The following is a 25,305-nucleotide window of genomic DNA, read 5'->3' as shown; positions in this document are numbered from 1 at the left end:
ACTCACTTGGGCAAAGGGTAGCCTGCTCAAAGGCAATTTTTAGGTGGTCCATTCAATTTACCGACTCCCGATACTCCTTGGGTGACATGCCCACCTGCTGCATGAAGGCGCGGGTGAAATTTTGCAGATAGGGGAGTTCAAATATCCTGCCTAACGATTTTTTTTGGATAAGCTTTCCTGAATTCAGAATTGTATCCAACGCCCCGGTTAGTGTCTTCACTAACCGGAATCGTCAAAGTAAAACCATCCTTTAAAGTCAAGTGAGTGGAGACACTCACTTGGGCAAAGGGCTTAGCAGATTAAGTGGTCTGTGAGACACTAACCACGGCGAATAGAACCATCTGCATATCTGTGACAATATTCCAGATCCACTTGATTTATAAAACCTTCTGTTTGATTTCTGTAAGGTGACTCTTACCGAAGCCCTTAACTTTGTTTCTTAAATTCAACCACTATGGCCACTTTCAATCTTACCATTAACGGAACCTCCAAGCAGGTCAATGTCGATCCAAGTACCCCCATGCTTTGGGTCCTACGCGATCACCTGGATTTAGTCGGAACCAAATTTGGTTGCGGTATCGCCCAATGCGGGGCCTGCACCATTCACCTCGATGGCAATGCAGTTCGCTCTTGTCAGCTCCCCGTTTCTGCAGCCGAAGGTGCTTCGATTACCACCATTGAAGGACTTTCAGAAAAAGGAGACCACCCGGTACAAAAAGCCTGGATGGAGCATGACGTGCCCCAGTGTGGCTATTGCCAAGCCGGTCAGATCATGACGGCGGCGGCTTTGCTTCAGCAAAATCCAAATCCAAGCGATGAGGAAATCGAAAACGCCATGAATGGTAATATCTGCCGCTGCGGAACTTACCTGAGAATCAAGGCTGCGGTGAAAACCGCTGCCCAAAACCTTTAATCCGAAAACCTATGACAACTTTAGATAAAAAATTGGACCGGAGGTCATTTTTGAAGGTCTCTGCCTTGGCGGGCGGAGGCATGATGCTCAGCTTCAGCTGGCTGGCTGGATGTAAGCCGACACCGGAGCAGGTTTTGGAAATGCCGAAGGAGTGGTTTGAGCTCAACAGCTACATCAAAATCGGGGAAAACGGAGCCGTAACGCTATTTTCTCCCAATCCTGAATTCGGTTCCAATGTCAAGACCTCCTTGCCGATGATCCTGGCTGACGAACTTGAGGTAGACTGGAAAATGGTGATGGTTGAGCAGGCGGATTTCTGGCCCCAGCGCTTCGAGCGACAGTTTACCGGTGCTACAGCAAGACAAATGTTGGTGAATGCCGCCGCCCAAACCTGGAAAGTACCCGCCTCAGAAATCAATACCATAGCAGGTGTTTTGGAACACAAAGCAAGCGGCAAAAAAGCGGGATATGGAGAAATGGCTTCCTTGGCAGCCACTTTGGAAGTACCCGAAGAAGTAAAACTCAAGGATCCGAAAGACTTTAAAATCATAGGAACCTCCAAGAAAAATGTGGACATCGAGAAGATAGTCTCTGGCAAACCCCTTTTCAGCATTGATCACAAAGTGGAAGGAATGAAGTACGCGGCGATCGTACATCCCCCTGCTTTTGGCATGAAGCTGAAGTCTTTTGACAAAAGTTCGGTGAGCAGCATGTCCGGAATTGTGGACGTCTTTTCCATCAATTTATTCAAAGACGATTATGGGCGAAACTTCTTTGACACAACCACTTTTCCGGAAATCGTAGCCATTGTAGGCAACTCCACTTGGGAGGTGATGCAAGCCAAGAAAAATCTCGCGGTAGGATGGGAAAATGCCCCTGAATCCAAGTTTGAAGTGGCAGGATTTGGTGGAAGACCAAGTACGAAAATGACAGTACCTGCCGGTTTGGAAAACACCAACCTCCACAAAGCGCGCATGAATGAGTTCATCAAAAAACCCGGCAATGTGGTCAGACGTGACGGGGATCCGGAGGCGATGTTTAAAAAAGCAGCCAAGATCATCGAGAAAACTTACACTGCACCCTTTTTGGCTCACAACACCATGGAACCGATGAACTGCTTTGCAGACGTCAAAGGGGATCGGGCGGTCATCTATGGACCTACCCAAGCGCCGGAGTTTATCATGAACACACTGTCCAGTAGCCTGGGTATCCCCAAAGAAAATATCCAAATCAATCTTTCCCGAATGGGTGGTGGGTTTGGCAGAAGAGCCTATAGCCATCACATGACTGAGGCGGCGTTGATTTCTCAAAAAATCCAGGCTCCTGTCAAAATGGTCTATACCCGAGAAGACGATATGACTTCGGGAGTGTACCGACCAACCTATTCAGCGACCTATCGGGCAGCCTTGGATGAAAACAATAACCTGCTAGCCCTACATGTGAAGGCCGGCGGTATTCCGGAAACTCCCCTCCACGCCAACCGATTCCCTGCCGGGGCGATTGACCATTACCTGGCGGAATCTTGGCAGGTCGAATCCAATATCACCATTGGGGCATTCCGTGCACCTCGCTCCAATTTTATCGCCGCGGCCGAACAGAGCTTCTTAGACGAATTGGCCGAATTGATGGGCAAAGACCCGATTGAGTTCAGACTCGAATTGCTCAAGCGTGCAGAAACCAACCCGGTAGGAGAAAACAATGACTACGATGCGAAGCGCTATGCGGGCGTTCTCGAACTGGTACGCGACAAATCCAAGTGGAATACTCCAGCGGCAGGGGTTCATCGTGGCGTATCGGCCTATTTCTGCCACAATTCTTATGTCGCAGAGGTAGTGGACATCAAGATTGTAGATTCGAAACCGGTGGTAGAAAAGGTCTATGCAGCAGTGGACTGTGGTCTAGTGATCAATCCGGATGCAGCCACCAATATGGGGGAAGGAGCCATCATCGACGGAATCGGCAATGCTTTTTTTGGTGAATTGACCTTCGAAAATGGAGTGCCCTCGAAGACCAACTTTGACAAGTACCGCATGATCCGCCAAAAGGAAACACCAAAGTCCATTGAAGTACATTTTGTGGACAGCAAGGAAGATCCAACCGGATTGGGCGAACCTTTCTTCCCTCCTGTCTTTGCAGCCTTGGCCAATTCCCTATATAAAGCAACCGGGAAGCGCTATTACGAGCAGCCTTTTGCGCCGCAACTGGAGATGCAGAATCTGAAGATGTGATTAATTGAATATAGTGGTCTGTGGAGACACAGACCACGGCGGAAGAGTTAACCTTTGAAGTTTCCAAAAATTTCGAAGGTTTAACCAAGGATAAATAAAACCAAAACAGCCCAAGGAGTCCTCCTTGGGCTGTTTTTCATTATAAAAACCAAAACCCTTCGGGATGCTACCCTAATGGATTTCTATGGTTTAAAATTTTCCATTTTTAGCAAATCACACCATCTTGATAAAGTGCGAAGACACCAACTTCCAGCCATTTTCACGCTCCACCCACACATCGATGAAGTTGAGTTTTTCGGAAAGCTCTTCCCCTTGAAGGTTAATGGTGAACAAACCTTCTCCATGAACCACCGAGGTAGTTCCATAGGATCTGGAGATACATTTTTTGAGGTCTAAGGCTAAGAAGACAGTTTTCTTGGACTTTAATCTTTCCAGGAGTTCCGGTTTGGTTTCTACTTTTCCGTTAGGGTAAAACATGAGTCCTTTTTCGTCAAAAAGAGCGGAAAAGGTCTCTAAATCTCCTTCCATCAAACTGGAAAATTTTTCTTCAGATAGGGAAATGGAATTGGATTCTGGCATGAGAGTCTCCATGGGCATTGATTAAGGGGTGATATTAAGCAGTTTGGGTGTGATAATTTATATTAACCATTAGTGTGCCAAATCATTTGAAACTAATTGTAAAGCAACAGCATAGAAGTAATTAGTTTTAGAAAGAATTTTGATTGAACCCAAAATGGCAGACAGTTTTTTGGCGGATAAGCCACTACAGGTAAAATGGGAAGGCATCTCACCCAAAAATCAAATTGGCTTCATTTTAGAGAGTTTCTTACTTTCCTTAATTGTTGCTAAATAAAATCCGGATCAGAGTTTTCATCTATCAATTCTGAATCTAAAGCACTAACCCATCGTTACCAATACATGAGCAAACAGACATAAAATGAAAAAGACGATACTGATTTTTACAGGAATTTTGATTTTGCTTATGGGTTTGGCGCTTGCGATTCCCGTTTTATTCAAAGACCAAATCGTGGCAAGGATTGAAAAAGAGATCAATCAATCGCTTAATGCCCGGGTACTTTTTGATCCTGAACAGATCTCTCTGAGCATCTTCCGTCACTTCCCCAAAGTAAGCGCCGGCCTTGGAGGCTTTGGAATTGTAGGTATAGATCAGTTCGAATCCGACACGCTGATTCATGGGGACCGCTTGGATCTGACTTTCAATTTGAAATCAGTGCTTTTTGACAAAACTCCCACACTCACGGGACTTTACTTTAACGGAGGAGATGTCTACGTCAAAGTGTTGGAAGACGGGTCAGCAAATTATGACATCCTCAAGGAATCCGAACCTTCGGTTGGGGAAGAGGAAAGCCAGTTTAAAGTGGAAATCCAGGAAATCGAAGTCAGCAACCTAAATCTGATCTATGAAGACCGGCCTCTCCAATTTTTGCTGGCAATGGGAGGCATCGAAGCCAGGGGAAGTGGAGCTTTTACCCAGGAAATTTATGACCTGCCGATAAGGTTATCCTCCACCATCGCCGACATGAGCTATGAAGGCATTCATTACCTCAACAATAAGCGGTTTACCGGTGAAACCCTCCTGAAGGTGGATATGAATCAAATGAAATTCGCCTTCGAAAAGGGACAGTTTGCTTTGAATGATTTTCTCTTTGATTTGGGAGGATTTGTGGCCCTTCCAGAAGAAGGCATTGAGCTGGATTTGAATTTCAAAAGTCCACAAACTGATTTCAAACAACTTCTCTCTTTGGTACCAGGCATGTACCGGGAAGATTTTTCCGAGATCAATACCTCCGGAACCATGGCTTTCGAAGGCTTTGTCAAAGGGATGTACACTGATACAGCCATTCCGGCATTTGACATTAAGTTGGAAGTAAAAGACGGAATGTTTCAATACCCCGACTTACCCATGCCTGTGAATGAAATTAACCTTCAGTTTCAGGCGAAAAATGAAACTCCTCAACTAGAAAACACCCGTATAGAAATACCCGTCTTCTCCATGAAAGTGGGGTCTAATCCGATTTCAGGGCGGCTCTTGGTAGAAAATCTCCGGGATTATCCCATGGAAGGCAACTTGAACGGAAGGCTTAACCTCAAAGAGCTGACCTCTGTATTTCCGGTTCAAGACACTGAGCTTTCCGGATTGCTTGATCTACAGGCTACCGCCAAAGGCAAATACAATCAAGACAGCAAGGCGCTTCCCGCCATACAGGCAAATTTTAGCCTGACTGATGGATATATAAAAAACACGGGCTATCCCGTACCGCTGGAACAAATTCAAGCCAAAGCCAACATCCAAAGTACCAATGGCAGCATGGATGATTTTCTACTGGAGATAAGTTCATTTGGCTTTGTGCTCGAAGATGAAAAAATATCCGGCAATCTGAGCATTCGAGATTTTGACAAACTTAACTGGAATGGAGCGGTCAGCGGCGCAGTGGATCTGGAAAAGCTCACGTCCATATTTCCCATGGAAGGCACCACGCTTTCCGGAAAAATTCAGGCCGATCTTGCCAGCTCGGGTTCCTATGCCGATGTGGAAGCCAAGCGCTATGAAAAGGTTCAAGCCAGCGGAAATATGGCTGTCCGGGATCTTTTCTATAGATCCACCGAGTACCCTCAGGGAGTAAAAATCGAAGAGGCGCAATTGGAATTCAGTCCTCAGCGTGCCAGCCTTTCCAAAATCAGATCCCAACTTGGGAAAAGTCCCTTGGAAGCTGAAGGCTACCTGTCAGGATACATGGATTACCTGCTTTCCGAGACCGGGATTCTTAAAGGTCAACTCAGTTTGACCAGCTCAAAATTTGATGTGAACGAATGGATGAGCCAAACCTCCACTCCTTCAGAAGACGGAAAACTGGAAGTAATACAGCTTCCTGCCAATCTGGACTTTGCTATGCGTGTAGCGGCAGGAGAAGTACTCTACGATAACCTTTCCCTCAAAGAAGTACGCGGTAATTTGATACTCAGGGAAGGCGTGCTCCAATTTTCCGATGCCGGCATGCAAGTCTTGGATGGCAGGATTCGCCTAAATGGAAGCTATGACCCAAGAAACCTGGCCACGCCGGCTTTTGACCTAAGTCTGGATATTTCGGAACTGAGCATTGCCAAAGCCTTCCAAAGCCTTACCACCGTACAAGCCTTTGCCCCGATTGCCAAGGACATCACCGGCGCAGTAAACACATCCATCAGTTTCTCAGGATTGTTGGGACAGGATATGATGCCGCTATTGCCCTCTTTGGATATTCACGGTATTCTGAAAGTCACCGAGGCGGCTTTGAGAAACAGCCCCATTCTCCAAGGAGTCACGAGTCTGACAGGACTAAAAGACGGGAACACTCTTTCTCTCCGAAATCTAAGTATACCCGTAGATATCGAAAACGGACGGATGGAAATCAAACCTTTTGATCTGAAGCTTTGGGACTATCAGACCACCATTCAGGGAAGTGCGGGATTTGACGGATCGATGAACTACCTGCTCAATATGCAGGTACCTGCAGGCAAATTTGGTACTCAAGCAAACACACTTTTGGCCAATATTTCCGGTACCCAGGCCAATGAGTCGACGTTGATTCCGGTCTCTATCAACCTTAGCGGGAGCTACAACCAGCCCAAAATCTCCCTTGCCGGAGGGAACAGCATCGAAGCATTGCTGACCAATGCCCTGAAGTCCAGAGTTGACTCGGAAAAACAAAACTTGCAGGCAAAAGCAACTCAGGAATTCCAAGCGATTCAGGATAGCCTCAAACAGGAACTTAAGCTCAAAGCCGATCTGGCCCAAGACAGTTTGAAAAAGGAGCTCGAGAAAAAAGGAATCCAGACCAAGGATAAGGCAGTAGAAGAAGCGAAAACACTTCTTAAAGGACTTTTAGTAAAGCCCAAACCTAAACCCGATACCACCAAGACCAATAATCTCTAGAATTATCCAATTCCGAGAGATTTCCAAAAAAAGACCTTAGGCATTTTACCTGAGGTCTTTACTTTTTATACCCTTTCAAAAAAACGCTCGGCGATTTTTAAGGGGCGAAAAGTCAACCTGTTTTTGACTTTCAGGGCCCTGCTTCTCTTGGCGATGTCTTTCAACGATTTGAGTACCTCCAGTGTATGATCTCCTTTGTTGATCATGATGCATTCGGCCATGGCTGCCCGTCCTGCATCCGTAATTTCTGCACGTGAAGCGATTCCGGATTTATGCAGGTTTTCCAGTACTTGGGTAGCCCAGATCACCGGCACATGGGCGGCCTCGCAAAGCCAGGATATTTCCTCCTGAATCTCTACCAAGCGCTCAAAACCGATCTCCACAGCCAAATCACCCCGGGCAATCATCACTCCAAAATCCTGCTCTTTCATCCCTTCCAACAGGAGCTCAGGTAATCGGACGACTGCTTCCTGGGTTTCGATTTTGAGAATCACAGGAGGGATGCTCGAGGTGTACGTCCTCATTTCATCCCGGAGCTCTGTCAGATCTTCAGGCTTTCTGACAAAAGAAAAACCAACCGTATCGGCATATTTACAGACAAAGGGCAGGCAGGACTTATCAAATCGCGTCAAAGAAGGCACTGCCAACTCAGAATCCGGAAAATTGATTCCTTTTTCTGCTTTGATCATGGGCTTTTTGGAGGAAATCCGCTCCACTTTGAGCGCCACGCCCTTGTCAGTGACTTTATCCACACGTCCCAAAATCAATCCATCATCAATAAACACCCGCTCACCGACCCTGAGGGTCTGCACCACTCCGGGTTCATTGGGACTGATGACTACCTGCTTGGAAGAAAACCCCTTTCCCCGTTCACTAAGCCAAATTTTATCCCCTTTTTTGATTTCCGCTTTTCCTTCTTCTTTTCCTTTTTTCAGAAGTACAGTCCGGATTTTGGGACCTGCCAGGTCAATATGAATCTTGCAAGGCAGGCCTGTTTTTTTACTGGCTTCGCCAATTTTCTCGATCATCTTGAGCCAAACGGATTCATCATCATGGGCACAGTTGATACGGGCCACCCCCATTCCGTTTTTAAGCAGGGCTTCCATCTGATTTTTCTCTTCCAAGAAAGAGGCATCCATGGTGACCATCACGGAGGAAGGCCAAGTCTCACGGGGAGCTCCAAAAAGTCTATGACTCCGCTCTTCCATCTTTTGCAAACCGTAATCCATCGTACAAACGGCCGGATGAAGGATTTTTACCCCAAGACGTTCCATGGTTACCTGAATTTGCCGATGCGTGTGGCTCTCGCAACTTGCCAAAGAGGACAATCCATAGACATGCAACTGATGCTGCAATTCCTGAATATCCGTTTTCCTCAAAATGAGGTACTGGAGAAAGTTGAGCGCTGACTCCCTGTTTTCTGCTGGCAGACGGCTTAACAAATCTCTAAACTGCCCTTCCACTTGGATCATTTCAGCATCCAAATGAAGAAGTTGCTTTTTTATTTCGGTCCTAATGGAATCCATCATCGGGCATTTTGGGAGGTGTAATTTCCCATTTCTTAGTCAATTAAACACTCCCTCATTCCTAATTTTTGATGATTCCAAAAACAAATTCCTCTCATCATCAATGCTTTTGGATACTTCCATTTTTTTCTAAGAATAGGTTGAAGCGTTTTCCGATTGAAGATCGTCATGGTTTTGAATTTTAAAACTAAATCCAACACATATGATTATTTCCAAAAATTCCCTGTTCAGAAAGGGTTTGATTGGCGCTTTGATCCTCTTGGGAGGTTCTTTTCTCACCGGTTGTCTCAATGACTTTGATGCTCCACAGCTGCCTCCTGCTGCCTATGTTTCTATATTCCAGGGGTCGCCTGATGCTCCGGCATTGGACATTTTTGCCAACTCCAACCGGGTGACTTCCACACCGCTTCAGTACTCCGAAGTATTGGCGTACAGTGCCTTTTATCCCGGTGAAAGAAATTTCCGAATCGCTCCTTTCAATTCGGCCACTTCATTGGTGGAAAAACAATTCAAATTGGCAGCCGATTCGGTTTACTCCATGTTTGTAGTCAATCAAGCTCCTGCGATCGATGCCCTTATTGTAAAGGATGTGTGGACCGAGCCTGCCACCAACAAAATCCAACTTAGGGTAGTGAATCTTTCTCCGGACGCAGGTCCGATCAATGTTTCTGTTGGGGGTACTGCTGGAAACCTTTTTACCGGATTGAGCTTCAAAGGTGTCTCTGAATTTAAAGAATTACAGTCCGGCAATATGACCTTCACTGTCTTAGACCAATCAGGAGGGGCGCCATTGCTCACCTCCGGCAGTCTGGAACTCAAAGGCAGAAGAGTCTATACGCTCATTGTCCGCGGCTTAAAAAGTGTGAATAGTGGTGACAAAAAGCTGGATCTTCAGCTGATCACCAACTACATCTATTTCTAAGGATTTGCCTCAATTTTTTAGACTATCTGATTCCCGAAGCCTGGGGTGGGCTTCGGGATTTTTTTTGACCCTAACTTTACCAAAGTTTAACACTTTGGTAAAGTTTTAATTTGCCTTCCCTTTGCGACATTCCCGACTTTGCAGTTAGAAAAATTGGGATTTAAAAAAGAGAGATTACGGTAATTTACCCAAAAAGCAGGATTGTAGTCACCATGAGCACTTGAGAGACGAGAATTTCGAAATTGAAGGATCCTCGACTCCGCTCGGACTGACACCCTTTTCGCTTCTAAAATAAATCTGTCATTGGTAGAAAATAAAGCTTTAAAACTTCTTTTGAATCTAGTTAACCTGAGTCCCTTCAACTTTGGAAAAGTATTGTCACAAAAAAACCACCCCAGATCACTCCGGGGTGGCTCGTTGGTTTGGTTTTCAAAAGGATCCTTATTTTTTGATTGCTCCAAAGTTGACTTTGAAAGCAGCCCCTACTACACCCGGGTTTTGGCCTATACCGGATATGTCTTGAATGGGGTAATTGTAGAAAGGCATTACCAAGTAGCTGGTCTTTCGGGACTCATACACCCGGATATTTACCCCCAGATTGGCTGTAGCCAAAGGGAAAAACCGCTGGGAAGGCACATTCAGGTCGGATGTTTGGGAAAGTTGCTCTGTTTTTAGGGTAAATGCGTTGGAAGAACTGTTCAGCGCATCCGCAACATACACTTGGCGAGTAAAAGACACCACCTGCTCGGCCTGCTGATTGAAGGTGATCAGGTTGGAAAAACCAGCTTGAAGGGAAATGGAATTATCCCTGGTCACCGGATAGCGCACATAAAGCGGAATATCTACCTGCACCTGCTGTACCTGCTGAGTCTCTTTGACGGCAGATGAAAATCCTGCTACCTGAGCATAGTCTTGACTCTGGCTGGATTGGTTGAGGTAATTTATACCGAGCCCCGATCCAAGGGATAGCTTCTCTCCAACTTTCAAATCATAATTTACCCCCAAACCCAAACTGGAACCGGAGGTGGCAATGTTATTTTGGGTGCTGTTTCCAAATCCCGGCCCAAAGCCCAAAATCAAAGAGGAATAAGTTTCTTCCTCGGTCACCTCCTCTTTCATCTCTTCCCCGATTTGTGCCAAAAGCTTGGCCTTAGCCTCTTCTTCGGTCATTGCTGGCGCAACAGTCTTCTCCTCCTGAGGCTCAGGTTTTTGCTCCACCTGTGCCAAAGATCCAACCAAAGCAGTTGGATTTTCCGGTTGGGATAGCTGATTTTCTCCTAGCTTGCTGGCTGGTTCTTCAGCATTAGCCAACACCAATTCCTGCTTTGGATTCGAGCTAGTTACCCGACTGCTTTGGACTTTTTCAGTCAGCTGAGAAAGCGTTTTTCCTTGGGAATCCGCCAGCAGATCCCCGGATTTACCTTCTGAAGCAGGAGCAATCCCCAAAGTCTGTTCCTTGACTTCCTCGGATTGAGAAATGGCTTCAGGCAACTTTTGGGTGACTTCTGCAACATCCTTCAGGTCACCTGAAGGATCACCTGAGGAAGAAAACCACAGGTTTCCTACCAGAAAAAGCGCTGCCAGAGAGGCTGCTATCCCACTGATCCAATAAAACATGGGAGAAATTCCCCCAGCTTTTCTTCTTTTCTCGAAAGCCTCCCAGGCTCCCGGTTCGTAAGGAAGAGGGCTGTCCTCCTGCTGCTTTCGCAGAGATTCAGCCAGACGTTTGCTCCAATTATCTTCCTGCATATTCTTTGAAATGAATGTGTATCAACTGACGGAGCTTGTTTTTAGCCCTTGTCAGATAAACTCTCGAGGAGCTCTCGGTGATTTCCAGCCGTTCGGCAACCTCTTTATGACTGTAACCCTCCACCTCGTAGAGGTTAAATACCAGCTGATGATCTTCAGGCAGCTGGTAAAGCAGTTTCAAAATCTCCTCATACGCCAACTGATCAGGGGCGTATTCGGCATCGAAGACCGGAGTTTCCCCGGTGGCTTCCTCATGATTTTGAAACTTTCGATGTCGGCGATAATAATCAATGGCGGTATTGACAGTGATTCTTCTCAGCCAAGGCTTGACGGAAGGGGTATCTTCCAGCTTTTTGACTGAATCGAAAAACTTTAAAAATGCGTCATGGGTGATTTCCTGTGCCAAATCCCTGCTTTTGGAATAAGACATACTGATCCCCATGACATAGCCATAGTATTTTTTGAAAAAAAACTCTTCGTGCTTCCTTGACCGACGTTTGCAACCGTCGATCAACTCTTCGTCAGATAGGGTCAACGCTAAGGTGTATTATTCAGAACTGAATTTTTACTTTGGATTTAAGGAAAAGCCGCTTTGGCCAAGCTTCGCAATTCAGCATGCTTCTCTCTAATCAAGTTTAAAACGGATAGAATTAAAGATACGCTACAAGTGCATAAAAAATTAACTCGGATCCACATCCACCATCCACCTCACGGATCGGAATTCGGGAACGGATTGGAGCTCTTCGATGATTTTTGCCAGACTTTCTTTGAAGACGGCTTGGGTATTTCCCTGCTTATCGAGCTTAATCAATGACTCAAACTGGTATTGGTTTTTGATTCGGGCGATGATTCCTTTTTCGGGTCCCAGGACGATCTTTTTCACGGCGATATTCGCCATCTGATGATGCAGCGCATGGGCGGCTTTCTGGGCTATCTTGGCGTCTGCATGACGGGTAGTGATTTTGACCAGCTTGACAAAGGGTGGGTAATAGTATTTTTTCCGATCGATCATCTCCTGTCGGAAAAACTCAAAATAATCGCCCCTGATCACTTTCTCAAAAAGATCATTTTCAGGATTTCGGGTTTGGATGACCACCTGCCCTTGGATGTCTCTTCGTCCTGCGCGACCGGCTACTTGGGTAATCTGCTGATAAGCCCTTTCCCCTGCCCTGAAATCCGGGAAGTTCAAAATCCGGTCACCATCCCAAATCCCCACCACGGTCACTTTGCCAAAGTCCAGTCCTTTGGTAATCATCTGCGTACCCACCAAAATGTCAATCTGGCCTGCGGCAAACTCATCCAACAAGCGCTGATAGCCATACTTGTTGCGTGTAGTATCCAAATCCATCCGACCCAATCGGGCTTCGGGAAAAAGCAAACTCAAAGACTCTTCGATCCGCTCGGTACCCATGCCTTGAGTGGTAAGCTGAGAACTCCCACAAGCCGGACAGGCTTGGGGAATCTTTTCTTTGTAGCCGCAGTAATGGCAGCGCAGCTCTTCGGCAAACTGATGGTAGGTCAAACTCACATCACACTGCACACACTGCCCGGTCCAGCTGCAATCCTCGCACTGTACATAAGGCGAGTAACCACGACGGTTTTGGAAAATGATTACCTGCTGCTGGTTTTCCAGCGCATGTTGAATTTTCTCCCTGAGCAGTCGAGTCGAGTCTAATTTGAGCAGGTTCTTTTTCCGATCTGCGGAAATATGGGCTAAATGATATTCCGGCAAACTGGCATCTCCAAAGCGATGCGTGATTTCCACGTAACCGTATTTGCCTTGGGTGGCATTGAAGTAGGATTCAAAGGATGGGGTTGCAGAACCCAACAGTGTCCTGGCCTGATGAAAATAAGCCAACATAATGGCCGCATCCCGGGCATGGAAGCGCGGTGCCGGATCAAACTGCTTGAAGCTCGGTTCGTGCTCCTCATCCACGATCACCAAACCCAAACTGTCGAAAGGAAGGAAAATTGAAGAACGCACGCCCACCACAAAGGAAAACCGTCCGCTGAGCACCCCATTCCAGACTTCCACCCGCTCATTGTCGGAGTATTTGGAATGGTACACACCCATCTGTGAACCAAAAACCTGCTTCAGCCTTCCCACGATTTGGGTGGTAAGGGCGATTTCCGGCAAAAGCAAAAGTACCTGCGAACCGCTTTCCAAGACTTCCTGAATCAGCTTGATGTAGATTTCGGTTTTGCCTGATCCTGTCACTCCGTGCAAAAGCACGGTTTGTTTGGCCTCAAAGTGGGTTTTGATTTCTTCGAAAGCAGCCTGCTGGGTTGAAGAAAGTGGGGAAGCTTCCCGCTCGGCGGCCTCCTCTTCGATGCGATTGACCACGTGCTTGAAGGTCTCAAACACTCCGTTTTTGATCAGGGTCTTGAGCGAACTTTCAGAGTCTCCTTCTTCAAGGAGTGTGGCTTTATCTACCCCTTTTTCATTGAGTTGGGGTCGCTGAAAAACAGGAACATCCCGAAGAAATTTCAACAGAATGGATTCCTGTTTCGGCTTTCCTTGGACTGCTTCAAACACCGCTTCCAGGGCAGCTTTGCTAGCCACAATGTTGGGATGAAGGCGAACCCTCGTTTCTACTTTCGGAGTGTACTTTTCCTGTACTTTTTCAAAAATCAGGATGGCTTCCTTGGCCACCAAACTTTTCAGAATAGGGTGAATGGTCTTCACTCCTAAAATCTGCTCGCAATCCTCATAACTGAGTTCGTCTTTTTTCTCCAGTGCTTCCAGGATTTTCTCTTCCCGTACATCGAGAGGATACTTGCTCATTTCCGCATCAAAATTGGGATTGAGCTGAATTTTACTTTCCGAAGATAGTCTTAAACCCGAAGGAAAAGCGGCAAACATCACCTCCCCGATATGGCAAAAATAGTACTCTGCCATCCACACCCAAAAACGAATTTGGAGTGGATTCACACTTGGCTGATGATCCAAGATATCCAGGATCGGCTTGGCTTCATAGGCCTGAGGGGGCTTATTGTGCACCTTGCCAATGATACCGGTGAGCACTTTTTTCTTCCCAAACTGCACAATCACCCTCAGTCCGATCTGAATCTGGGGCTGGAGATTTTTGGGGATTTTATAAGTAAACATCCGCGGAATCGGCACGGGTAGGATGATATCCGCGAAGTTGTTTCCGCTGGATTTGTCCAAAAAATCATGGTCCGCAAACAGAGATTCCACTAAATCAGGATAAATGAGGGAGTTGAGCCAAAGCTTCTTCCACCGAACCTACCGGCCTGCGGCAAGCGCGATCGAAGCAGACGTAAATTAAGGCATTTCCTGTCGGATCGGCGGTTTTTCCCAAAAGAATCGGGACGTTTTCTGTCGGAGTTTCGGACCAAGCCAGGACCAGATTGGGTGAAAATCGCTGCTGAAGTTCCATGGCTTTTGCTTTTGCACCCTTCCCGACGATGGCGATTTCGGCAGTGGGCACAAAACTTTCCAGATAGAAATTGGCCCAATTACAAAGGAACCCAGGTTCTTTGAGTATCAGTTCCTTCATTCCTCCCAGCATTTTTTGGGCGATTTGGCCATACTTTTCTTCGTACGTCAAAAGGGAAAGTCGATGAAATGCCCGGGCCAAAATCGAATTGGAAGCCGGAATCACATTGTCAAAGAGTTCCTTTTTGTTGGCAATCAGCTTTTCGGCTTTAGGATTATTGAAGAAGAAAAAGCCATCACTCTCATCGTAAAACTGATCCAGACAGAAATCCGCAAACCGCTGGGCCACTTCCAATAACTCCCTCTCACCACTGGCCTCAAAAGCCATCAGGTTGGCTTTGATCAAGGCGGCATAATCTTCCAAAAATGCCGGGGTATAAGCTTGACCGTTTTTGTAGGAGCGATGCAAAATGCAATTTACCACCATTTTTTCCTGAACAAACCGGAGGTTTGCCAAGGCTAACTCCAATAAACCCGAATCTCCCGTAGCATAAAATGCCTGAATCAAACCCGCATCGAGAAGACCGTTCCAACCCGCCAGGATTTTATCGTCCTTCCCTGGAAATATCCGCTGATTCCGTACTTCCAGGAGCTTGGATTTAACTATCCTAAGCTTCTCCTTCAACTCGTTTTCCTCCATCCCAAACTCAGCAGCAATCTCTTCATAAGACCGGGTTTGAAAAAGAATATTCACCCCATCTTCCCAGTTGCCGTTGGGCTTGAGGTTATAGAGTTTGCTCAGCCAAGGGAGCTCTTCGGCGACCAAAGATTGCAATTCGGAATAAGTCCAGGTGTAAAATTTCCCCTCCACCCCTTCACTGTCGGCATCTTGGGCGGAATGAAAACCGCCTTCTTCCTGAAGCATTTCGGCTTTCAGCCATTCGTTGGTTTCGGTTACTTTTTCGAGAAAAAAGGCATCTCCGCTGGCTTGGTACGCTTTGGCATAGAGCTCGAGCAGTTGTCCATTGTCGTAGCCCATTTTCTCAAAATGCGGAGCAAACCATTCTCCGTCGACTGAATAGCGAGCAAAACCTCCACGCAGGTGATCGTAGATGCCTCCCATTCCGATTTTTTTCAGGGTGAAAAAGACCTTTTCCTTGAGGGATTCATTTTTTGAAAGAACCGCATAGTCCAAGACAAACAGCCAAATCGCCGGCATGGGGAATTTTGGAATGCGGTTCATGCCTCCCCACTCGGGATCAAACTGGGAAGAAAGCTTGGTAATGATCTCCACCAATTCGTCCAGATCGAGCTCAGATTCACCTGCTGAAATCCCGTATTTCTCCGTTTCTTTCCGACTGAGACTTCTCCCAAAGCCCTCTGCACTCTCGGCCAACTGATCCTCATGCTTGGCAAAGGCATCGGCGATGTTGGCGAGGAGTTGTTTCCACTTCAGATTGGGAAAATAGGTACCTCCGTAAAATGGCTTTTGGTTGGGCATCAGGAAGACATTAAGTGGCCAGCCTCCGTGAATCCCCATCGCCTGCACGGCATCCATGTAGATGTTGTCGATATCGGGACGCTCTTCTCGATCAATCTTGATGCAGACAAAGTGCTCGTTCATCAAGTCGGCCGTCACGGGATCCTCAAAACTCTCCCGCTCCATCACGTGACACCAATGGCAAGCCGAATACCCGATCGAAACCAAAATCGGCTTGTTTTCCACTTCAGCTTTTCGCAGCGCCTCAGGGCCCCAAGGATACCAATCCACGGGATTGTGCGCATGCTGGAGAAGATAGGGACTTTGGGAATGGATGAGGCGGTTCATGGGTGAGAGGTATGGGAGTTAGGGAGCTTGGAGGTTGTCGAGTTGTCAGCTTCGCGTTGTCGAGTTATCTGGTTGTCAAGTTATCGGGTTGTGGGGATTGTTTAAGTTGTCCAGTTATCACTTCGCGTTGTCGATGTTACCAGGACACCTAAGTTTCAAGTCTTGTGTATTTTCTTCAATCTGAAGTCTAGCGTCTTGTGTCTTGATTCTTGCATCTATCGTTTAATTCGACTCTCCACTTCAGCAAGTTCCCTTGAAAAATCAAATTCTTTATTCAATCGTTCCACCTTGACGAGTAAGTTTTGGAGAAATTTTCGGTGGGCTTCGGTGTCGGGATTGAATTGGCGATGGGTGAGCTCAGCTAGGACTTTTTGGATTTCGGATACTTTTTCGCGGGTAGACACTGGGAAAATAGCCTGTTGCCACTTTTGCCAGATATAGTCTTCTGCCTCTTCGGAAGGATGAATCAGGTCAGACTTGTAGAAGCGGTAATCCCGGAGCTCGTCCATGATGATTTCATAAGCTGGAAAGTAGCTAACCGAACTGATTCTCTGCTCCAGATTGGCGCAAAGCACGCGCAGGAGGCTTTTGCTTAACTGGTTTTCAGCTACTCCATCTTTGATATGTCGCACCGGACTGAGGGTAAGGATAATTTTCAGATTGGGAAAAGCACGGGAGAAATTATCGAGCACAGACCAAAGTCCCATTTCCATTTCTTCCAAGCTCAACAGCCTTTTCTCAAACATTTTTTGTGGCTGCTTGTGGCAATTGGCAACCCGCCCGAAAGTCTCATGCACATAAATCCAGGCCGTACCCAAGGTCAGAATCAAGTGCGTTCCCTGTTCGAGGTAAGATCGGGTCAGCCTAAGCTTTTGAGAATAAATTTCGGTGAGTTCTTCGGGAGACTTACCTGCTATATCCGAATGGGTAGAATAGTGAAGAAATAGCCCGTCTCGTTCCAACATCCCTTCCTGATCCAATGGATCCTGAAATAAGGCATGATCCAGCAAATCAGCCAGATTGAGGGGATGAAAGAGTGTGCCGAAGGGATTGACTAAGACGTCAAACTTGGCGTTTTTCATCTTTTGCCCGATCGTCTGTGCAAAGCAGGAGCCCATGCTGAGGATTTTACTCCGATGAGAGATGGGAAAAGGCGATTCGTGAATGGGAAAGTCAATGGACCAGCGCATGAGGTGAAGTTAAAATGAAAAGGTTAGCTGCAAAAAACCAAAACCAACGGTTTGCGATTTAAAGCTCCAAAATCTTATCGGTTTTCTCCGCAATATTCAATACACAACGCTTTTAAAATCATATAATTCCCAGCTCTAGACACATCCTTTTCACCTGCCTATCGCTGAAGCCGTATTCAGGAAGCTGTTTTTGAAATTCCCGGAAAATCAAGCTAAAATCCATGGCTTGGAAGGAGATATTGATCTGCTTGAGTGTCTCTTTGGGCTTCCCCTCATAATCCCCAATGGGCATCATATCTCTCCAAGCATTTACCGCAGGGAGTATAAAAGGGAATCGCTCTATGAATTTTTGAGCAATTTGAGTGGCCTCCAACACCTCCTCTTTTTGAAAATGAGTCCATAATTCGCCTAATACTTCTCTTTCGCGTGGAGAAAGAGAATGAGCTTTATGATAAAATGCATTTTCCAATTCCTTAGGAGGTAGGGTGGAAAAATGATAGGGAGAATCCGGATAAGGAAGCACCAAAAACACCTCTGAAGGATGGGTTTTGAGATAGTTCAATACAAACCAAAGATTGACCTGACAAAACAGATCCTCTTCAAACCAGCAATAAATTTGGTCTTCAGATGTAATTGATTTGATTTTCAGAATCTCATCTCTTACCTGTGTTTGGTAAATCACTTGCTGTTGATCAGGGTAAGTTGCCGATAGATAGTCTTCTCTATTTTTCCAGAATTCTTCTCCTGTATTGGCATTCACAGGCCCTTCGATCAGACATTCTCTAAAAACAATCCGCTCTCCCGGGATAGCATCAGGAAGTTTGAAAGCTAACTCGTCTCCGTTTAGAATATGATAGATCATGCAGTTGGATACTTGGTTTTCATGAATTGGTAGGATTGTTTGATGAGTTCACGGAGGACCGTTTCATTCACATCCGAAAGCTTGTTAATGTAGACGCAGGAAGCCCCTGTCTTGTGTTTGCCGAGTTGAGCAAAAAGGTCCTCAAACTTGGTTTCCATGCATCCCATGAGGTAAAGCGAAAGCGCGGCCTTTCGGGGAGCAAATCCGGCGATGAGGAATTCGCCTTTTCTTCCGCTTTCGTAGTGGTACTTATATTTCCCAAAACCCACAATCGAATCTCCCCACATCACCGCTTTTTCTCCGGTCACTTCTTCCATGATTCTTTTCAACTTGAACGCATCTTCCTTCATTTTTGGGGATGGAGTGGCTTCAAGAAAAGCATCTACTGAAGCGTTTGTGGGTTGGGTTTTATTATCAGCCATGGTCAGTATTGATAAAGTTCGATAGGCAAGTCATCCGGATCTGAGAAAAAGGTGAATTTCTTTCCTGTATACTCATCCACCCGGATAGGTTCGGCCAGAATTCCCAAGTTAGCCAAAGTTTGTGCTTCCTTTTGGATATCCTCTACGGCAAAAGCCAAATGCCGGAGGCCACAGGCTTCCGGTCGGGAGACTCTTTGGGGTGGATTTGGGAAAGAAAAGAGTTCGATCAGATAGGTTCCATTAAGCGCCAAGTCCAACTTGTACGATTGCCTTTCGGCACGATATACTTCCTGAATCGGTTGGAATCCGAGGATTTCAGTGTAAAAGTTTTTGGATCGCTCATAGTCCGAGCAAATGATGGCGATGTGGTGGAGTGCAGAAAGTTGAAGCATTTGGGGTACTGGAAAAGAGGAAATCTAAGTTAAAAATCTTGGCTCTACTTAGATCCTTGAAAGAATAAAAAGACCTGTAAACTCTCATGAGTAAAATTTCATCTTAGTCTGTCCAGATTGAAGTTCCAAATTGGGCAATTCCCCCATGAAGAGGGAATCGCATCAAATTGATCTTCAATCCTAAAACCAAAAATTTGCCTTATTTTGTAATATTCTTCAACAAAAAAGCCATCCAGAAATTCTGAATGGCTTTTAGTAAGAGTTGAAGGGTTGATTATTTGGTAATTGTAATCGTTTCGGTTTCTATCTTTTTACCGTCTACAATCTTGATTTCTTTCTTCACTTCCTTCTTGATCACGTCTGCATCAGCTACCGCAGAATGGTCTTTTTCGGAAATATGAGGAGCAATCACCAAGGCTACGATCGACATCAATTTGATCAGAATATTCATCGAAGGACCAGAAGTATCTTTGAATGGATCACCTACGGTGTCACCGGTTACAGAGGCTTTGTGCGGCTCTGACTTTTTGTAATAAGTCTCTCCGTTGATTACCACGCCTTTTTCGAAAGACTTCTTGGCATTGTCCCATGCACCACCGGCATTGGACTGGAACATTCCCATTAACACACCGGATACCGTCACACCGGCAAGCATACCGCCAAGAACTTCAGGACCGAAGGCAAAACCCACGATCAAAGGTGAAATCAAAGCAATTGCACCCGGAGCGATCATCTCACGGATAGAAGCTTTGGTAGAAATCTCCACGCATTTTTCATACTCAGGCTTAGCCTTATACTCCATGATGCCCGGAATCTCGCGGAACTGACGTCTTACTTCATTGACCATGTCCATAGCTGCACGACCTACCGCCGCAATCGCCAAAGAAGAGAAAATAAACGGAATCATACCTCCGACAAACAAGCCGGCAAGTACATCTGCTTTGTAAATATCAATTGCATCAATGCCCGCAATACCTACGAAAGCCGCAAAAAGCGCCAAGGAAGTCAATGCTGCAGAAGCAATCGCAAAGCCTTTTCCGGTAGCAGCTGTAGTGTTACCTACGGCATCCAAAATATCGGTACGGCCACGAACCTCCTCAGGAAGCTGGCTCATTTCAGCGATACCACCAGCGTTATCCGCAATCGGTCCGAAGGCATCGATCGCCAACTGCATCGCAGTAGTAGCCATCATACCTGCAGCAGCAATCGCCACACCGTACAAACCGGCAAACTCATACGCACCATAGATACCTCCTGCCAATACTAGGATAGGAAGTACAGTAGATTCCATCCCTACAGAAAGACCCCCGATAATATTGGTCGCATGACCTGTACCGGACTGCTTCACGATAGAAAGAACCGGACGCTTACCCATGGCAGTGTAATATTCGGTGATGATGGACATCAAGGTACCGACGACCAAACCTAGGATAATGGCATAAAACACATCCATATTGGTGAACTCATACCCACGGATCGACAAGGTCTCAGGAAGCATGTACATTACTACAAAGTAGGAAGCTATGCCTGTGAAAATAATGGAAGACCAGTTGCCCATGTTCAAGGCTTTCTGCACGTCACCTTTGTCATCTTTTACCGTCACAAAAGCCATCCCCATGATGGAGAAAATGATGCCCAAACCTGCCAACACCATGGGCAACAAAATTGGCGCAATACCACCAAAATTATCCAAGGAAACGATCTCACGACCCAAAACCATGGTAGCCAAAATCGTCGCCACATAGGAACCAAACAAGTCAGCACCCATACCGGCTACGTCACCGACGTTGTCACCCACGTTGTCCGCGATGGTGGCAGGGTTACGCACGTCGTCTTCAGGAATCCCTGCTTCTACTTTACCTACGAGGTCAGCACCCACGTCAGCAGCTTTGGTATAAATACCTCCTCCTACTCGGGCAAAAAGGGCGATGGATTCAGCACCCAAGGAGAATCCTGCAAGTACTTCCAGGGCTTTCTCCATTTCCAGTCCATTCACTCCTGCTCCTACAGACACCACATAGACTTGATAAAATACGATAAACAAAGCGCCAAGACCCAAAACGGCCAATCCTGCTACACCAAGACCCATTACCGAACCTCCGGTGAAAGAAACTTTAAGCGCTTGTTTTAAGCTGGTTCGCGCTGCCTGTGTAGTTCTCACATTGGCTTTTGTGGCGATCTTCATTCCGATATAACCTGCCAACGCAGAGAAAAAGGCCCCGATCACAAAGGAAATAGCGATTACCGGACTGGATGTCTCTACCATCGTACCTGACCAAGCCAACAAAAGGCCTGCGATCACAGCGAAATAGCCAAGAATTTTCCATTCTGCCTTCAAAAAGGCCATCGCTCCATCGGCGATATAGCCTGAGAGTTCCACCATGTTTTTATCCCCTGTGGCCTGCTTGTTGACCCAGGCGGATTTGACTGCCATGGCGAGCAGCCCTACCAGTCCCAGCGCAGGGACTACGTAAATCAGCGCTTGTTCCATATTATATGATGATTCGATTTGGGTTTGTGAAATTAGTTGGGCAAAGATAGAATTTATCGCCTACCTGCCAACTTTGATTTCAAAAGCTTGATTTTGAGAAAATGAAGAAAAGAAAATTGGGATCAATCCAAAAAGTACAAATAGGCAAAAAAGGGCCTCCGGACCTAGATGAGCGTGTTTTTGAATACGCTTATCAACCCCAGAAAAGAGAAAAATCATATTCCTAAAGTCCCAAAATCAATCCCCATTTCTCTTAGAAAGTTTTTCTACTTTGATTCATAGAATTACTGTGTCTTCAGCACCCTGTTTTAGAAATGCGTTTGCTACAATATTTTTGACCCTATCATTCCTCTCCAACCATGACAATAGACGAGTTTAAAAATTTAGCCTCTCCTTCCGGAGATTTTTCACCGGAGCTGAAAGCACTTTGGTATGACTTCAAAAAAGACTGGACCAAAGCCCATGATCAAGTGGATCACTTGGATGGAAAATCAGCAGCCAGAGTACATGCCTATCTACACCGTAAGGAGGGAGATCAATGGAATGCAGACTATTGGTACCGGAGAGCGGGTGAAAAAAAGCCCGCTGTTTCTTTGGATCAAGAATGGGAAGAACTCGTAGGGAGGTATTTGTAAATCTGCGTTCGCTATTCCATGTTCGAGGTTCGAAATTCGACGTTCCTGATTCCGCATCCTACGGAACACTGAATAATGAAGGAAGAATAGCGAAGTAAACGGGTCTAAGTAGTAGCACCTGACTACTCCTTTTTCACCAATACCAAGTTCAATCCCTCCAAATAATCACCATCGGCCAAGGCTTTGATTTCAAACTCCAACTCTCCTGGGACAGATTCTACTTGCATGAATTCCAACTGCTTGGCATCGACTCTGAGCATGTACCTTCCCGGCAACAAACCGTAGGCATAGAAACTTCCGTCAGAAAAAGTACGGAGGATTTCAAAAGGCTCGGAATCTCCTTCTCTTTTCAGTTCCAATCTTAAGCCTCCCTGGCCTTGCTGAACCCCATTTTTCTCTATAAGAACAAATCCATCAATGATTCCTGTCTGATACAAGGGTATATCAATCTGCCGGAATCTGTTGGGTTCCGCTACAAAAGAGAAGCTCTTCAGTTTTGGAGCCAAATTGGGATTGGGAAGGGCAGCCACATCGATGTCTAACCTATACTTCCAGTAGCTTTGGAGCTGGGTGATCCTTAGAATTCCATCTGAACCGATCAATATATTAGCGGAGCGATCCAATCTCACTGCTTTGGCCGGCACTACTTCTTCCCCTTCATCATACACTCCATTTTCATTGGTGTCCACAAAAAGCCGAACTGTAGCTCCGGATCGGGTAATCTGATCACGGTTACTTGGAATCAAAGCTCCGCCTGCAGGATCATAAGCAACCGAACCGCTAAATCCTTGCTGGAAAGCATATCCCTTGGTTCTTTTGGAAAACTGGGTAGACGTCCTCAGGGAATTGAAATCATACAAAAATCCAACCTGAAACTGAGAGAGATTGCGTAATAATTCTTTGTCATATCCCAGGGTAAATCGACCGTTTTTGAAAAGAGTCTGGGACAAAAGAAAACTAACCGATTCTCCCCTGTCAAAAAGGGTTGAATACCTGAATTGTCCACGAAGGAAAAGGCCCCTTACATAGACAGGTATTCCAGGAGAACGGGGTAAAGTATAAGTTAAAGAGCTGGTAAAAAGACCAAACTGGTTTTGGGCAGGATTCTCCGGATCACTGACAAAACCTCTTGCTCCTCCCCGGTAGTTGAATCGGAGAATGACGCGGTTGATCTGGGTATTAAAATCCAGTTGGTAATTATTGACTCCTAAACCGGTGTTGAACCAAATCCTTTCTCCGGTCGCCCTGAACCCTGAAAACTTACCGGCTATTTTGAAAGGATAAAAAACATTGAGGTTGGCATCACGGGTTTGCCCTCTGAAGTTGAATGCCGAATTGGGATTGTATTCTGTAAACTGGGCATTGATACTGGTATTGTCTGCATAGAAGACACTTGCATTGGCGCGGTAGTATCGATCAGGAAGGGCGTCTACATTGAGCAGGTATTGCTGGAAAAGTCTGGCTGAAAGTCCAAAAACCGGATAAATACTTTTTTCTCCGAAAATTTCTCCCTGATCTGCGCCAGCCCGTACAGTCAGGGCATTGGAAATCCCATAGGAAATATCTGCATGGGTAGCCAAACTGGTCCCTAGGCTATCCAATGTGAACTGGGGCAACCCAGCCTGAATATTGTATCCTACAAATCCTTTTGGCAAAAACGTGAACGGGACCTGAATCTGCCTGTCTTGCATGATCACCTCTCCCTGAGGAGTATAAATTCTGGTACTTAGCCGAACTGTGCCATAGGTCACAGGAGCATTGAAACGGTAATAACCCACTTCATCTGCACGGGTAAAATCCACCAGCTGCCCGCCAATCAAAAGCTCTACTTCGGAATCAGGAACCGTCGTTCCATCGATCACAAATACATCTAGGTCCAGTCGGGGAATTACCGGATTGTTGGTAACAGAAATCCCCACCAGGTTGGCGGAATTGGTAAAACTCGTGGTAGAAATCTGTCCCGCCGAAATACTCGCCAAACCAACATTCTTTTCCGGAGTCATACCTCCGGGAAGGACGTACCTCCATCGGAGTCCTGAAAAATTATTCAGAAGGTTCCTATTGTTGACATTGCCCACATAGTTACCCTGAAGATCTCCTCCCAAAAACTCCATCCCCGCGTTGAAACTCATCCCCAAATTATTGCCTAAGTTGGTGGCGGTATAGTTCACATTGTAATCCAAAACCCCCAAGCTCAAGGCTTTTCTTTCGCGGTCATACAGCATTGGAGCTGCTAAAGCTCCTTGACTGGATCGCTGCTGGAGTTGCTTTCGGATAGCTTCTCTTTTTCTCCGCTCCTCGACAGGAAGAGTAAAATCGGATTTCATACTTACGCTCAAGGCATAGGTATTAATCGTAAAAGTGATTCCAAAGATCCGTTGGAAATAATCAGGATGAAGAAAAAGATCCAACTCACCTAAATAGTACTTATCCGCTTCCAGCGTTTCAGATTTTCCTTTGATGGTCAATTGGTTAGTCACCGGGTCAATTGACCAAATATCATTTTTGAAGGGATATGCTCCCTTCAGACCTTTTCCGCTTGGCGTTCTTTCAGTTGGGATATAAAGTAAGCTGAGTACTTCCCCAAGCGGTAGAAATGCCACATCCCCAAAAAACACCCCATTCAGGTACACGTTTCCGACTGCAGGGTAATTGAAATTAAGCAAAACCTCCCCATCCGGCTCTTGCTGGGCAAAAACAGGCTTAAAGGCTCCTGCCATGATTATCAGCAGAATACCTGAAAGAAGTACCTTCAGAGAGTTCAAGCGTCTCAGGAGATTTTATCCTTTGGGTGATGGAGAAGGAAAAAGATC

The 25,305-nt window shown here is 46.0% G+C and carries 17 protein-coding genes; 5 read left to right on the top strand and 12 right to left on the bottom strand.

Annotation, left to right across the window (positions count from 1 at the left end; genetic code table 11):
* Positions 1 to 454 precede the first annotated feature (454 nt).
* Together DDT91_RS11985 and DDT91_RS11980 are read left to right on the top strand one after the other, a co-directional pair.
* Positions 455 to 913 (top strand): (2Fe-2S)-binding protein, encoded by a 459-nt coding sequence (locus tag DDT91_RS11985; protein ID WP_187176429.1) that lies wholly within the window; start codon positions 455 to 457, stop codon positions 911 to 913.
* Between the two features lie 11 nt (positions 914 to 924).
* Positions 925 to 3,141, top strand: coding sequence for a molybdopterin cofactor-binding domain-containing protein (locus tag DDT91_RS11980; protein ID WP_187176428.1), 2,217 nt, complete (start codon positions 925 to 927; stop codon positions 3,139 to 3,141).
* Positions 3,142 to 3,354: 213 nt separating this feature from the next.
* Here the strand turns inward: DDT91_RS11980 and DDT91_RS11975 are convergent, their stop codons facing one another.
* A complete protein-coding gene (locus DDT91_RS11975) occupies positions 3,355 to 3,732 on the bottom strand; it encodes a nuclear transport factor 2 family protein (protein ID WP_187176427.1) in 378 nt (125 codons plus the stop codon).
* A 346-nt stretch (positions 3,733 to 4,078) separates the two neighbouring features.
* Here DDT91_RS11975 and DDT91_RS11970 point away from each other — a divergent pair, with 346 nt between their 5' ends.
* Positions 4,079 to 7,075 (top strand): AsmA-like C-terminal region-containing protein, encoded by a 2,997-nt coding sequence (locus DDT91_RS11970; protein ID WP_187176426.1) that lies wholly within the window; start codon positions 4,079 to 4,081, stop codon positions 7,073 to 7,075.
* Between the two features lie 65 nt (positions 7,076 to 7,140).
* On the opposite strand, the gene DDT91_RS11965 is transcribed toward DDT91_RS11970, so the two are convergent.
* Entirely contained in the window at positions 7,141 to 8,601 is a 1,461-nt protein-coding gene (locus DDT91_RS11965) for a pyruvate kinase (RefSeq protein WP_255502096.1), read from the bottom strand.
* Positions 8,602 to 8,803: 202 nt separating this feature from the next.
* Here DDT91_RS11965 and DDT91_RS11960 point away from each other — a divergent pair, with 202 nt between their 5' ends.
* Positions 8,804 to 9,523 carry a DUF4397 domain-containing protein gene (locus DDT91_RS11960; RefSeq protein WP_187176424.1) on the top strand — a complete coding sequence of 240 codons (720 nt, stop codon included), beginning with the start codon at positions 8,804 to 8,806 and terminating at the stop codon, positions 9,521 to 9,523.
* A gap of 441 nt (positions 9,524 to 9,964) precedes the next feature.
* Here the strand turns inward: DDT91_RS11960 and DDT91_RS11955 are convergent, their stop codons facing one another.
* The 9 genes from DDT91_RS11955 to DDT91_RS11915 all read right to left on the bottom strand — a co-directional run bounded on the left by DDT91_RS11955 (position 9,965) and on the right by DDT91_RS11915 (position 21,857).
* Positions 9,965 to 11,272 carry a hypothetical protein gene (locus DDT91_RS11955; RefSeq protein ID WP_187176423.1) on the bottom strand — a complete coding sequence of 436 codons (1,308 nt, stop codon included), beginning with the start codon at positions 11,270 to 11,272 and terminating at the stop codon, positions 9,965 to 9,967.
* Complete coding sequence (locus tag DDT91_RS11950) at positions 11,259 to 11,807, bottom strand: RNA polymerase sigma factor (protein WP_187176422.1); 549 nt, start codon at positions 11,805 to 11,807, stop codon at positions 11,259 to 11,261. Before DDT91_RS11950 ends, DDT91_RS11955 begins: the two co-directional genes overlap by 14 nt.
* A gap of 144 nt (positions 11,808 to 11,951) precedes the next feature.
* Complete coding sequence (gene priA / locus DDT91_RS11945) at positions 11,952 to 14,471, bottom strand: primosomal protein N' (protein WP_187176421.1); 2,520 nt, start codon at positions 14,469 to 14,471, stop codon at positions 11,952 to 11,954.
* A gap of 4 nt (positions 14,472 to 14,475) precedes the next feature.
* Positions 14,476 to 16,500 (bottom strand): thioredoxin domain-containing protein, encoded by a 2,025-nt coding sequence (locus DDT91_RS11940; protein ID WP_187176420.1) that lies wholly within the window; start codon positions 16,498 to 16,500, stop codon positions 14,476 to 14,478.
* Between the two features lie 215 nt (positions 16,501 to 16,715).
* Positions 16,716 to 17,690, bottom strand: a complete 975-nt coding sequence (locus tag DDT91_RS11935; RefSeq protein ID WP_187176419.1) for a GSCFA domain-containing protein — start codon at positions 17,688 to 17,690, stop codon at positions 16,716 to 16,718.
* Between the two features lie 118 nt (positions 17,691 to 17,808).
* Positions 17,809 to 18,552, bottom strand: a complete 744-nt coding sequence (locus DDT91_RS11930; protein WP_187176418.1) for a DUF1835 domain-containing protein — start codon at positions 18,550 to 18,552, stop codon at positions 17,809 to 17,811.
* On the bottom strand, positions 18,549 to 18,974 hold the full coding sequence (locus DDT91_RS11925; protein WP_187176417.1) for a DUF1801 domain-containing protein: 426 nt from the start codon (positions 18,972 to 18,974) through the stop codon (positions 18,549 to 18,551). The genes DDT91_RS11930 and DDT91_RS11925 overlap by 4 nt, the downstream gene beginning before the upstream one ends.
* A gap of 2 nt (positions 18,975 to 18,976) precedes the next feature.
* Positions 18,977 to 19,366 (bottom strand): VOC family protein, encoded by a 390-nt coding sequence (locus DDT91_RS11920; RefSeq protein WP_187176416.1) that lies wholly within the window; start codon positions 19,364 to 19,366, stop codon positions 18,977 to 18,979.
* A 274-nt stretch (positions 19,367 to 19,640) separates the two neighbouring features.
* The gene (locus tag DDT91_RS11915; RefSeq protein ID WP_187176415.1) at positions 19,641 to 21,857 is read right to left on the bottom strand and encodes a sodium-translocating pyrophosphatase; all 2,217 of its coding nucleotides are present in this window, start codon (positions 21,855 to 21,857) and stop codon (positions 19,641 to 19,643) included.
* A 359-nt stretch (positions 21,858 to 22,216) separates the two neighbouring features.
* On the opposite strand from DDT91_RS11915, the gene DDT91_RS11910 reads away from it, so the two are divergent.
* Positions 22,217 to 22,492 carry a hypothetical protein gene (locus DDT91_RS11910; protein WP_187176414.1) on the top strand — a complete coding sequence of 92 codons (276 nt, stop codon included), beginning with the start codon at positions 22,217 to 22,219 and terminating at the stop codon, positions 22,490 to 22,492.
* Between the two features lie 122 nt (positions 22,493 to 22,614).
* On the opposite strand, the gene DDT91_RS11905 is transcribed toward DDT91_RS11910, so the two are convergent.
* Positions 22,615 to 25,257 carry a hypothetical protein gene (locus DDT91_RS11905; protein WP_255502095.1) on the bottom strand — a complete coding sequence of 881 codons (2,643 nt, stop codon included), beginning with the start codon at positions 25,255 to 25,257 and terminating at the stop codon, positions 22,615 to 22,617.
* Positions 25,258 to 25,305 lie beyond the last annotated feature (48 nt).

This window comes from Algoriphagus sp. AK58 (assembly GCF_014324365.1).
GTDB lineage: Bacteria > Bacteroidota > Bacteroidia > Cytophagales > Cyclobacteriaceae > Algoriphagus.
The sequence above is the reverse complement of the archived record's forward strand: the minus strand, read 5'-3'. Positions and strand labels throughout refer to the sequence as shown.